Source organism: Roseivivax sp. (genome assembly GCF_054552075.1).
Window position 1 is genome coordinate 242,644 of record NZ_JBTOLZ010000005.1, and the last position, 11,354, is coordinate 253,997.

10 protein-coding genes are annotated in these 11,354 nt (G+C 68.8%); 7 read left to right on the plus strand and 3 right to left on the minus strand.

The genetic code is table 11. From position 1 onward, the window contains the following. Together ACX938_RS06270 and ACX938_RS06275 are read left to right on the plus strand one after the other, a co-directional pair. Positions 1 to 561: a DUF3833 family protein gene (locus ACX938_RS06270; protein ID WP_370635013.1), complete on the plus strand. Its 561-nt coding sequence runs from the start codon at positions 1 to 3 to the stop codon at positions 559 to 561. Next, positions 558 to 1,289, plus strand: coding sequence for an SDR family NAD(P)-dependent oxidoreductase (locus ACX938_RS06275; RefSeq protein ID WP_459430395.1), 732 nt, complete (start codon positions 558 to 560; stop codon positions 1,287 to 1,289). The genes ACX938_RS06270 and ACX938_RS06275 overlap by 4 nt, the downstream gene beginning before the upstream one ends. A gap of 24 nt (positions 1,290 to 1,313) precedes the next feature. On the opposite strand, the gene ACX938_RS06280 is transcribed toward ACX938_RS06275, so the two are convergent. After that, positions 1,314 to 2,567, minus strand: coding sequence for a DNA polymerase IV (locus ACX938_RS06280; RefSeq protein WP_459430396.1), 1,254 nt, complete (start codon positions 2,565 to 2,567; stop codon positions 1,314 to 1,316). Between the two features lie 285 nt (positions 2,568 to 2,852). Then, entirely contained in the window at positions 2,853 to 3,542 is a 690-nt protein-coding gene (gene pyrF / locus ACX938_RS06285) for an orotidine-5'-phosphate decarboxylase (RefSeq protein WP_459430397.1), read from the minus strand. Positions 3,543 to 3,650: 108 nt separating this feature from the next. Here pyrF and ACX938_RS06290 point away from each other — a divergent pair, with 108 nt between their 5' ends. From ACX938_RS06290 to msrQ, 5 genes are all read left to right on the plus strand, one after another. Beyond that, positions 3,651 to 5,657 carry a hypothetical protein gene (locus ACX938_RS06290; RefSeq protein WP_459430398.1) on the plus strand — a complete coding sequence of 669 codons (2,007 nt, stop codon included), beginning with the start codon at positions 3,651 to 3,653 and terminating at the stop codon, positions 5,655 to 5,657. 193 nt (positions 5,658 to 5,850) lie between these two features. Then, positions 5,851 to 8,466, plus strand: coding sequence for an ATP-dependent chaperone ClpB (gene clpB / locus ACX938_RS06295; protein WP_459430399.1), 2,616 nt, complete (start codon positions 5,851 to 5,853; stop codon positions 8,464 to 8,466). A 187-nt stretch (positions 8,467 to 8,653) separates the two neighbouring features. Beyond that, positions 8,654 to 8,827 carry a hypothetical protein gene (locus ACX938_RS06300; protein WP_459430400.1) on the plus strand — a complete coding sequence of 58 codons (174 nt, stop codon included), beginning with the start codon at positions 8,654 to 8,656 and terminating at the stop codon, positions 8,825 to 8,827. Between the two features lie 204 nt (positions 8,828 to 9,031). Continuing rightward, the gene (gene msrP, locus ACX938_RS06305; protein ID WP_459430401.1) at positions 9,032 to 9,934 is read left to right on the plus strand and encodes a protein-methionine-sulfoxide reductase catalytic subunit MsrP; all 903 of its coding nucleotides are present in this window, start codon (positions 9,032 to 9,034) and stop codon (positions 9,932 to 9,934) included. Then, complete coding sequence (gene msrQ, locus ACX938_RS06310) at positions 9,934 to 10,542, plus strand: protein-methionine-sulfoxide reductase heme-binding subunit MsrQ (RefSeq protein WP_459430402.1); 609 nt, start codon at positions 9,934 to 9,936, stop codon at positions 10,540 to 10,542. The genes msrP and msrQ overlap by 1 nt, the downstream gene beginning before the upstream one ends. Here msrQ and ACX938_RS06315 read toward each other — a convergent pair. Then, positions 10,533 to 10,892: a hypothetical protein gene (locus ACX938_RS06315; RefSeq protein ID WP_232755656.1), complete on the minus strand. Its 360-nt coding sequence runs from the start codon at positions 10,890 to 10,892 to the stop codon at positions 10,533 to 10,535. The two genes, msrQ and ACX938_RS06315, sit on opposite strands and share 10 nt — an antisense overlap. Between the last annotated feature and the right edge of the window lie 462 nt (positions 10,893 to 11,354).

Sequence of the window (11,354 nt, forward strand, 5' to 3'; positions counted from 1 at the left end):
GTGACTGTGTTGTCCTTTTTCCTCGGAGCGCTGGCCGCGCTCGCCGTCGTCTGGATCGTGCGCTGGAAGCTCGGTTTCCGCGGACAGACCCCCGAACATTACCGCGATGACACGCCGGTCTTCGACCTGCGCCGGCACCTCAACGGAAAGATGTCCTGCGACGGGGTGGTCTACGGACCGCTCGGCCGCGTGGTCTCGCGCTTCTCGGCGGATTTCGAAACCAGCTGGGACGCCCGCAGCGGCGTCATGCGCGAGGTCTTCCGATACGACAGCGGCGAGATGCAGACCCGCGCCTGGTTCCTCGAACTGGCCGAGGACGGCGGGATCACGGCCACCGCCGACGACGTGATCGGCACCGGGCAGGGCTGGCAGTCCGGGCCGACGGTGCAGCTTTCCTACCGGATGAAGCTCGACGAGGACGCCGGGGGGCATGTGCTCGACGTGGTGGACTGGATGTATCTGACCCCCGACGGAACGATCATGAATCGCAGCCAGTTCAGGAAATACGGCATCAAGGTCGCGGAGCTGATCGCGACGATGCGACCAAAGGAGACAGCGTGATGGAATGGACCGGCAAGAGATACTGGATCGTGGGCGCGAGCGCGGGGCTGGGGGCGGCCATCGCCGAACAGCTCAGCCGCGTCGGCACCGAGCTGGTCCTCTCGGCCCGGAGCCCCGAGGCGCTGGGTGAACTGGCCACGCGGCTCGACAGCCGGGTCGAGATCGTGCCCATGGATGTCACCGACGAGGCCTCCTGCGCCGAGGCTGCCGCCAAGGTGGGCGATGTCGACGGGGTGATCTTCTGCGCCGGGGTCTACTGGCCTTTCGGCGCGACCGAATGGGACGGCGAGAAGGCGGTGAAGATGGCCGAGGTGAACTACCTCGGCGCCATGCGCTTCCTGGGCCATGTCGTGCCGCGGATGATCGAGCGCGACCACGGCCACGTGGTGCTGGTCGGCTCGCTCACGGGCTACCGCGGGCTGCCGGGCTCCTTCGCCTATACCTCCTCCAAGGCGGGGGTGATGTCGCTGGCCGAATGCCTGCACGCCGATCTGCACCGCACCAACGTGCATGTGCAGCTCGCGAGCCCCGGCTTTATCCGCACCCGGCTGACCGAGAAGAACGACTTCAAGATGCCGCAGATCATGGCCCCCGAGGAGGCCGCCCGCATCGTCTTCGAGCATATGAATTCCGACGGTTTCTCGCGCGCCTTCCCGAACCCCTTCTCCTGGGTCTTCAAGCTGGGGATGCTGCTGCCCGACGGGCTCTACTACCGGCTTTTCGCCTGAGGGGTGACGCCTGAGGTCCGCGCCTCAGCGCAGCGCCCGCCCCTTGAGGATCGCATCCGGCCCGAAGCGGTCGCGGATGCGGTCCGTCGCGCGTTCGGCGGCGCTGCGCTTCGCGGCGTCGGGGTCCAGAAGGTCCGGCGTCCGGTCCGCCACCGAAGCGCTGCACAGATCCGAGAGCCCGACGCCCAAAAGCCGGTAAGGCCCCTTGCCCTCCACCTGGTCAAACAGCGCCCGGGCCTCGCGGTAGATCCGGTCGGCGATCTGGGTCGCGTCGCGCAGCGCGTGGCGCCGCGAGATCAGCGCGAAATTGGCCCGCTTCAGCTTCAGCACCACGACCCGGCCCGCGAGGTCCTTGGCCTTGGCGCGGTCGGCGACCTTCTCGGCCATGCGCCAGAGGTGGCCGTCGAGGATATCCGGGTCGCCGGTGTCCTCGTGGAAGGTGGTCTCGTTCGAGATCGACTTCACCGGCGTCCGGGCCGAGATCCGCCGCGCGTCCTCGCCGCGCGCCAGGTGGTAAAGCCGCGCGCCCATCGAGCCGAAGCGCGCCGTCAGGTCACGCTCGTCCCAGCGCAGAAGGTCGTCGAAGCTGCGGATGCCCGCCCGGTCGAGCGCCTCCTGCGTCGCCGCGCCGACGCCCCAGATCAGCCGCACCGGCTTGTCGCGCAGGAACTCCTGGGTCTCGCCCTTGCCGATCACCGCGAAGCCGAAGGGCTTGTCGAGATCCGAGGCGACCTTGGCCAGGAACTTGTTGTGGCTGAGCCCGATCGATCCGGTGATGCCCAGCTCGTCGCGCATGCGCTTGACCAGCCCGGCCAGCATCACCGCGGGCGGCGCGCCGTGCAGCCGGGCGGTGCCGGTGAGGTCCAGGAAGGCCTCGTCCAGCGACAGCGGCTCGACCGAGGGCGTCAACGCCTCCATCATGTCGCGCACCGCGCGGCTGATCTCGGCGTAAAGGCTCATGCGCGGCTTGATCACCACCGCGTCGGGGCAGAGCTCCAGCGCCTTGAACATCGGCATGGCCGAACGCACGCCCTTGATCCGCGCCACGTAGCAGGCGGTCGAGACGACGCCGCGCCGGCCGCCGCCGATGATCACCGGCTTGTCGGCGAGCTCGGGATTGTCGCGTTTCTCGACCGAGGCATAGAAGGCGTCGCAATCCATATGCGCGATGGAGAGATCCCAAAGCTCGTCATGGCGCGCGACGCGGCGCGACCGGCAGGCCGGGCAGCGGGGGCCCAGGTCGAACTGGGTCAGGCAATCGCGGCAGAGGGCGGGCATCGTCTCAGAGGTCACACTGGGGCTTGGCACATGATGCGCCCGCGCGCGGCGCGCCGCAATGGGGCGTCCCGGCGCGGGGGCTCGGTCAGCGCCTAGGCGCGGATCTGATCATCTGGGGGAAGGGGTGCCGGAGCCGAGGGGAAGGGTTCGGCTCCGGCACGGTGGAGGTCGAGGGACAGGGGAAGACCTCCTGGGGAACATGGGCCGAACGACCGGTTCGTGCCGTGGGTTCCGCCCCTGTCGAAAAAAATTTTGCGCCGGGCGCGCGGGCCGCGAAACCGGGCCTCAGCCGAGGTCGCGCAGGATCGCCTCGGCGGCCTTGCGGGGGTCCGGCGACTGCCAGATCGGCCGGCCGACGACGATGTGATCGGCGCCGTCCGACACCGCCTGGCCCGGCGTGGCGATGCGCTTCTGGTCGCCGCTCGCGGCCCCGGCGGGGCGCACCCCCGGGGTCACGATCAGCCGGCCTTGGGCGGCGCCCAGCCCGCGGATCCGCGCGGCCTCCTGCGGCGAGGCGATGACCCCGTCGGCCCCGGCCTCGAGCGCCCGGCCCGCGCGTTCCTCGACCAGGTCTGCCACCGCGCCGTCGCGGATCATGCAATCGTCGAGGTCGCCGCGGTCGAGCGAGGTCAGGATGGTCACGGCGAGGATCTTGGTCTTGGTGCCCGAGGCGCCCTCCATCGCGGCGCGCACCACATGCGGATCGCCGTGCACGGTCAGGAAGTCGATCTCGAACTGCGCCAGGCCCCGCACCGCGTTCTCGACCGTCTGGCCGATGTCGAAAAGCTTCATGTCGAGGAAGATCCGCTTGCCGTGCTCGGTCTTCAGCTCGTTGGCCAGCGCCAGCCCGCCGCCGGTCAGCATGCCCAGGCCCACCTTGTAGAAGCCCACCGCATCGCCCAGCGTCTCGGCGAGCTTCAGGCCGGACAGCGCGTCGGGCACGTCCAGGGCGACAATCAGACGGTCATCTTGCATCTCGGTCTCCGCGGCTATTTGCGTCGCGATAAAGGGGAACGGGAACGGAATCCACCCGGCATCGTTCCCTCATCAGGAAAGAACCATATCTGACATGGGAGCCTGAGGATGTCTGACGACAAGTCTGCCGGAACGACCGAGTCCAACCCCGCCGAGACCAAGCCCAAGGGCGACGCCGCGAAACAGCCCCGCAGCGTGCTGCCGATCGTGGTCGGCGCGGGCTCCGTGGTGGCGCTCGGCATCGCGCTGACCGTGAGCATGAGCGAACGCGGCGGCGAGGAAAGCGCCTCGGCCCAGGCCGAAGCCAGCGCCCCGGCGGACGAGGGCTCGGGTGAGGGGTCCGGTGATAGCTCCAGCGGCGAAGGCGAAGCCGCGGGCGGCGAGACCGAGAGCGCGGACGCGTCGGGCGAAGGTTCCGGTGAGGAAAGCGCGGACGCTTCGGGCGAGGGCTCCGGCGAGGAAAGCGCAGACGCGTCGGGCGAGGGCTCGGGCGAAGAAAGCGCAGACGCCTCGGGCGAAGGTTCCGGTGAAGAGAGCGCGGATGCTTCGGGCGAAGGCTCGGGTGAAGAGAGTGCAGACGCATCGGGTGAAGGCTCGGGCGAAGAGAGCGCCGACGCCTCCGCCGAACAGAGCGCAGACGCCTCGGGCGAGGCCAGCGGCGAGAGCGAGAGCGACGCCTCCGGCGAAGCCGCCTCGGGTGACGCAGCCGACGCGTCCGGCGAAAGCTCCGAGACCTCCGGTGACAGCGCCGAGGCCTCGACTGACAGCGAAGGCTCCGACAGCTCCGGCGACAGCGCCTCGGGCGACACTTCAGAGACTTCCGGCGAGACCGAAGCCGCAGACAGCGCAGCCTCGGGTGATAGTTCCGAGGGTGAAAGCGCCGAGGCCTCCGGCGAGAGCAGCGACGCTCAAAGCACCGACGCGGCGGCCAGCGGTTCGGAGACCGAGAGCGCGGACGGTGGTGACGCGGCTTCGGGCGACGGCTCGGGTGAGGCAAGCGACGATGCAGCTGGCGAGGGCTCCGAGGGCTCCGGTGAGGCCAGCGCGGATGCCTCCAGCGAGGGTAGCGAGACCACGAACGCCGATGCCTCGGGCGACACCTCTGGCTCCGAGAGCGCGGACGGCAGCGCAGAGACCGCCAGCGCGGACAGCGCCGAAGGCAGCGACACCTCGGGCGAGAGCACCGAAGGCACCGAAACCGCAAGCGCCGAAGGGGCCAACGACAGCGGCGGCGAAGCTTCGGGTGACAGCGCCTCCAGCGATGCAAGCGGCGAGACCGAGACGGCGGACGCCAGCGGTTCGGCAGGCGCGACCGAGAGCGCATCCGGCGAAGGTGATACCTCGGGCGAAGAGACCCAGACAGCCGACGCCAGCGGCTCGGAAGGCGCGACCCAGAGCGCATCCGGTGAAGGCGAGACCTCGGGTGAGGACACCCAGAGCGCCGAGACCAGCGGCTCGGAGGACGCGACCGAGAGCGCGTCCAGCGAGGGCGAAGGATCGGGTGAAGAGACCCAGACCGCCGACGCAAGCAGCTCGGAAGGCTCGACCGAGAGCGCATCCGGCGACGGCGAGACTACGGGCGAAGAGACCCAGACCGCCGACGCCAGCGGCTCGGAGGGCGCGACCGAGAGCGCATCCGGTGAAGGCGAGACCTCGGGCGAAGACACCCAGACCGCCGAGGCAAGCGGCTCGGAAGGTTCGACCGAGAGCGCATCCGGCGACGGCGAGACCTCAGGCGATGAGACCCAGACCGCCGATGCAAGCGGCTCGGACAGCTCGACCGAGAGCGCACCGGCTGAGGGTGAGACCTCGGGCAGCGAGGGTGAGACCTCGGGCGACACCGAAGGCAGCTCGGGCGAAGACACCGCCAGCGCCTCGGATGCGGCCACGCTGACCGACGAGGAGCTCGAAGCCCTGACCACCACCGCCACCGAAGCCGCGCGCGCGGCACGGGCGGCGCAGGCGGCGGCCGAGGAGGCACGCGCCAGCGCCGAGCAGATCCAGGCGGCGGCCCAGGAAGCGGCCGAGGCGGCCGAGGCGGCGGCGGATGCCGCGGCGCAGGCCTTCGAGCGGCTGCGCCAGGCGACCGAGGCCATGGGCGCCAGCGAGGACTGACCCGCTCGCCCACCGGCCGAAGCCGGGCCTGACCTAACAGCTGAGGGCGTCCCGCCACGGGGCGCCCTTTTTCGTCTGTTGCATTCTTGCACCAACGCCCCCTCTGCCCCATCTATGATCCGAGGCCCCGGCCCGGATGTGCCGCCGAGCGGGCATCGCGATCACGCGGGGCGCTTGCAGAAGGAGAGACAGGATGAACTTGCAGAAGTTCACCGAGCGCGCCCAGGGATTCATCCAGGCGGCTCAGACCATTGCGATGCGGGAAAGCCACCAGCGCATCGCCCCCGAACACCTCTTGAAGGCGCTTCTGGACGACGACCAGGGACTGGCGTCGAACCTCATCTCGCGCGCCGGCGGCGCGCCCGAGCGGGTGCGCCAGGCGCTGGACCTGTCGCTGGGCAAACTGCCCAAGGTGACGGGTGACGGCAGCCAGACCTATCTTGACGCCGCCACCGGGCGGGTCCTGGCCGAGGCTGAGAAACTGGCCACCAAGGCCGGGGACAGCTTCGTCCCGGTCGAGCGCATCCTGACGGCGCTGGCCATGGTGAAGAGCCCGGCGAAACAGGCGCTCGAGGCGGGCGCGGTCAGCGCCCAGAAGCTCAACGGCGCGATCAACGAGATCCGCAAGGGCCGCACCGCTGACAGCGCCACCGCAGAGGACGGCTACGAGGCGCTGAAGAAATACGCGCTGGACCTCACCGAACGTGCCGAACAGGGCAAGATCGACCCGATCATCGGCCGCGACGAAGAGATCCGCCGCGCGATGCAGGTGCTGTCGCGCCGCACCAAGAACAACCCGGTGCTGATCGGCGAGCCCGGCGTCGGCAAGACCGCCATCGCCGAGGGGCTGGCGCTGCGCATCGTCGACGGCGATGTGCCGGAGTCGCTGCGCAACAAGCGGCTGATGGCGCTCGACATGGGCGCGCTGATCGCGGGCGCGAAATACCGCGGCGAGTTCGAGGAGCGGCTGAAGTCGATCCTGAAGGAGATCGAGGCCGCCGCCGGCGAGATCATCCTCTTCATCGACGAGATGCACACCCTGGTCGGCGCGGGCAAATCCGACGGCGCCATGGATGCCTCGAACCTCTTGAAGCCCGCGCTTGCGCGGGGCGAGCTGCACTGCGTCGGCGCCACCACGCTCGATGAATACCGCAAGCACGTCGAGAAGGACGCCGCCCTGGCGCGGCGGTTTCAGCCGCTCATGGTCTCGGAGCCGACGGTCGAGGACACGGTCTCGATCCTGCGCGGCATCAAGGAGAAATACGAGCTGCACCACGGCGTGCGGATCTCGGATTCGGCGCTGGTCGCGGCCTCGCAGCTCTCGCATCGCTACATCACCGACCGCTTCCTGCCCGACAAGGCCATCGACCTCGTCGACGAGGCCGCCTCGCGGCTGCGCATGGCGGTGGATTCCAAACCCGAGGAGCTCGATGCGCTCGACCGGCAGATCCTGCAGCTGCAGATCGAACAGGAGGCGCTGCGCAAGGAAGACGACGCAGCCTCCAAGGACCGGCTCGCCAAGCTCGAGCGCGACCTCGGCGACCTGCAGGAGCGGGCCTCGGAGATGACCGCCAAGTGGCAGTCCGAGCGCGACAAGCTGAACCGCGCGCGCGGCCTGAAGGAGCAGCTCGACAAGGCCCGCGCCGACCTCGAGATCGCCAAGCGCAACAGCGACCTCGCCCGCGCGGGCGAGCTGTCCTACGGGGTGATCCCGCAGCTCGAGAAGGAGCTGGACGAGGCCGAGAGCGCCGACGAGGACGTCATGGTCGAAGAGGCCGTGCGCCCCGAGCAGATCGCCCAGGTGGTCGAGCGTTGGACCGGCATCCCGACTTCGAAGATGCTCGAGGGCGAGCGCGAGAAGCTCCTGCGCATGGAAGACGGGCTGCACCGCCGGGTGATCGGCCAGGACCAGGCGGTCCGGGCGGTCTCCAACGCCGTGCGCCGGGCGCGCGCGGGGCTGAACGACGAGAACCGGCCGCTGGGCTCCTTCCTGTTCCTCGGGCCCACCGGCGTCGGCAAGACCGAGCTGACCAAGGCGGTCGCGGAGTTCCTCTTCGACGATGACGGCGCCATGGTCCGCATCGACATGTCGGAGTTCATGGAGAAACACGCCGTCGCCCGGCTGATCGGCGCGCCTCCGGGCTATGTCGGCTACGACGAGGGCGGCGTGCTGACCGAGGCGGTGCGGCGCAAGCCCTACCAGGTCGTGCTCTTCGACGAGGTCGAGAAGGCGCATCCGGATGTCTTCAACGTGCTGCTGCAGGTGCTCGACGACGGCGTGCTGACGGACGGGCAGGGCCGCACGGTGGACTTCAAGCAGACGCTGATCGTGCTGACCTCGAACCTCGGCAGCCAGGCGCTGAGCCAGCTGCCCGAGGGCGCCGACAGCGGCCGGGCGAAACACGACGTGATGGACGCGGTCCGGGCGCATTTCCGGCCCGAGTTCCTGAACCGGCTCGACGAGACGATCATCTTCGACCGGCTGAAGCGCGAAGACATGGGGGGAATCGTGGAGATCCAGATCGCCCGCCTGGTCAAGCGGCTCGCCAGCCGCAAGGTCGCGCTGGAACTCGACGAGAGCGCCAAGGCCTGGCTCGCCGACGAGGGCTACGACCCGGTCTTCGGGGCGCGTCCGCTGAAGCGGGTGATCCAGCGCGCGCTGCAGGATCCGCTGGCCGAGATGCTGCTGGCCGGAGAGATCAGCGACGGCACCACGGTGCCGGTCAGCGCGGGCAGCGACGGGCTGGTGATCGGCGACAAGGTCGCGGCCTCCAACCGGCCGCGCCCGGATGACGCGGTCGTTCACTAAAGCATACACAACCTGAAATTGTCTCACCCGCCGGTTCCGCCGGCGGGTGCGCTATTCTTGCGCCAATTGTGGCGAAATTCCGGCGCATTACGCGAGTTTACGTGCAAATCGTGCAACTTAAGGTATCTTAAGGGATGCCGACTCGCTCGGTAATTTCATTTCAACATGCGCGCCGCAGGGGGGCGACATGGCCAAGAGAATTTTCCGGTGTGCCTATTGCGATCATCGGCTGCGCTTCGGCTCGTCCGAATGCAGCGTCTGTGGGCAGGGAACGCCCGTTCTGAACCGTCGGGGCATCTGGATCAGCACCTTTGCCGTGCTGGTCGTGGGCGCCGTTATGGTGGTGCTTGCAGGTCTCTGAGGTGATCCGACCCGCGGGACGGCTCGTCCTGCCCGCATCTGTCTGACCTGACGCCCGCACCGGTCCCACCGGTGCGGCGCGCTCACCCGCGCGCCCGATCCCGCCTGTTTCGTTTCAACCCGGCCACGGCAACGTGAGACCGGCTTGCTTTGCGCATCGCGCCGGGCTGGCTACCTTCCCTCAAGGCAGATCAAGGGGAGCGCCATGGCCGGCAGATGGACCAACACTCTCACCCGGGCGGATGTGACGCCCGAGCGGCTCTATCTCAACCGCCGCCAGATCATCGCGGGCCTCGCCGCGGGCGCGGCCTTTGGGGGCGGCACGCGGGCCCGCGCCCAGGAGGCGCTAGAGCCCAATTCCTGGGAAGAGATCACCAGCTACAACAACTACTACGAGTTCGGCACCGGCAAGGATGACCCCGCGCGGCTCGCCGGGCAGCTCACCACCGAGCCCTGGTCGATCGAGATCGACGGGCTGGTCGAGCGCCCCGGGACCTATGCGCTTTCCGACATCCTGCCGCAGATGACCCTCGAGGAGCGCATCTACCGCTTCCGCTGCGTCGAGGCCTGGTCGATGGTCGTGCCCTGGCAGGGTTTTGAGCTGGCCGATCTCCTGGACCTCGCGGGCGTGGCCCGCGAGGCCAGTCATGTCGCCTTCGAGACGCTCCTGCGCCCCGAGGAGATGCCCGGCGTCGCCCGCCCGGTGCTCGACTGGCCCTACGTCGAGGGGCTGCGCCTCGACGAGGCCCGCCACCCCCTGACGCTCATGGCGACCGGCATCTACGACCGGCCGATCCCGAACCAGAACGGCGCGCCGATCCGCCTGGTGGTGCCGTGGAAATACGGCTTCAAGTCGATCAAGAGCATCGTCCGCATCACCCTCACCGACAGCAAGCCGCCGACCAGCTGGAACAAGGCCAACGCCCGCGAATACGGCTTCTATTCCAACGTGAACCCCGAGGTGGACCATCCGCGCTGGTCGCAGGCCACCGAACGCGAGATCGGCGGCGGGCTCTTCTCCAAGCGCAAACCCACGCTGATGTTCAACGGCTACGAAGACGAGGTCGCCAGCCTCTACGCCGGCATGGACCTGACGGAGAACTTCTGATGGCGCTGCTGCGCCGCCTGCCGGTCTGGGTCGTCTACCTGCTGGGCGCGCTGCCCGCGCCTTATCTCTTCTACCTCGGGCTGACGGGTGGCCTCGGCGTCGAGCCGATCGAGGCGCTGGAGCATGAATACGGCCTCATGGCGCTGCAGTTCCTGATCGCGGGGCTCGCCATCACGCCCCTGCGGCGGCATCTCGGGGTGAACCTCCTGAAGTTCCGCCGGGCGCTGGGGCTCCTGGCCTTCCTCTACCTGATGCTGCATCTCGCCGTCTGGGCGGTTCTCGACGTGCAGATGCTCTCGGCGGTCTGGGCCGACATCCTGAAGCGGCCCTATATCACCGTGGGCATGGCGGGCTTCCTGCTGCTGCTGCCGCTCGCGCTGACCTCCAACAACCTCTCGGTGCGCCGGCTCGGGCCGCGCTGGCGCCGGCTGCACCGGCTGGTCTATCCGGCCGTGCTTCTGGGCGCGCTGCACTTCGTCATGCTGCGCAAGGGGCTGCAGATCGAGCCGCTTCTTTACTTCGCCGCGGTGGCGGCTCTGCTGGCCCTCCGTATTCCCGTGCGCGCGGGCGCGCGCGAGGCACGCCGGGGCCGGGCCCCTCAGTCGTAGTAGATGTCGTTGTCCTCGAGGTAGAGGTTCGAGGCGTCGCAGATGTCGATGGCGATCGGGTCGTCGAGCACCTCGCTGCCGTTCTCGCCCAGCCAGCCCACGGTGATCAGCTGGTCGCAGGGGCCCTCGTCGGCGTAGAACTCCGCCTCGGCCCAGTCGCCCGGCATGATCGCATCCGCCGACAGCCAGTTCTCGCTCCAGCCGTCGCCCTCGTTGGTGTAGAAGCTGACGACCACATTGCCGTCGGTGTTGTTGTAGATGGTGAAATAGCCCTCGGCCCCGGTGCCCTCGGCGCCCGCGGGCCCGGCCAGCGCCAAAAGCGCCGCCGCTTGGCAGATGATCCCTCGCATGATCCCCCTCCCCAAGGTGATGAACCTCCAGTGAACGCCGGAATCGGCCCGGCCACCAAGCGGAATCGCCGGCGTGCCGGGCTCCGGGAAGGGCGGGGGCGACTCGTTGAGGGGCGATTCCGGGGGGAATCCGCGGGGAGTCAGAGGGATTTTGCCCGAGTCCGCGCCCTCGCACGCCAGACCCGCCCGCGAGAGTCGCAATGCTCTGTCCGAGAAGGGTAATTTGATTGCGTCCCGCCGCCACGTCGCAGCAAGGATAAATCCCTAAGCACCTGAAAACGTGAAAAATTCGGGCGATGTCACGGAATCTTAGCTTTTCCCGAATTTTCCCCTTGCGGGTTTTGGTGGGTATCCGTAGAAGGCCCCTCACCGGCGGCGCTGAGGCGCTGACGGGACGTCGGAAGCGGCGACGGCGGGGCCTTGAGGGTTCCGGGGTTGCTGGGGAAGGTGGCAGAATTTGAG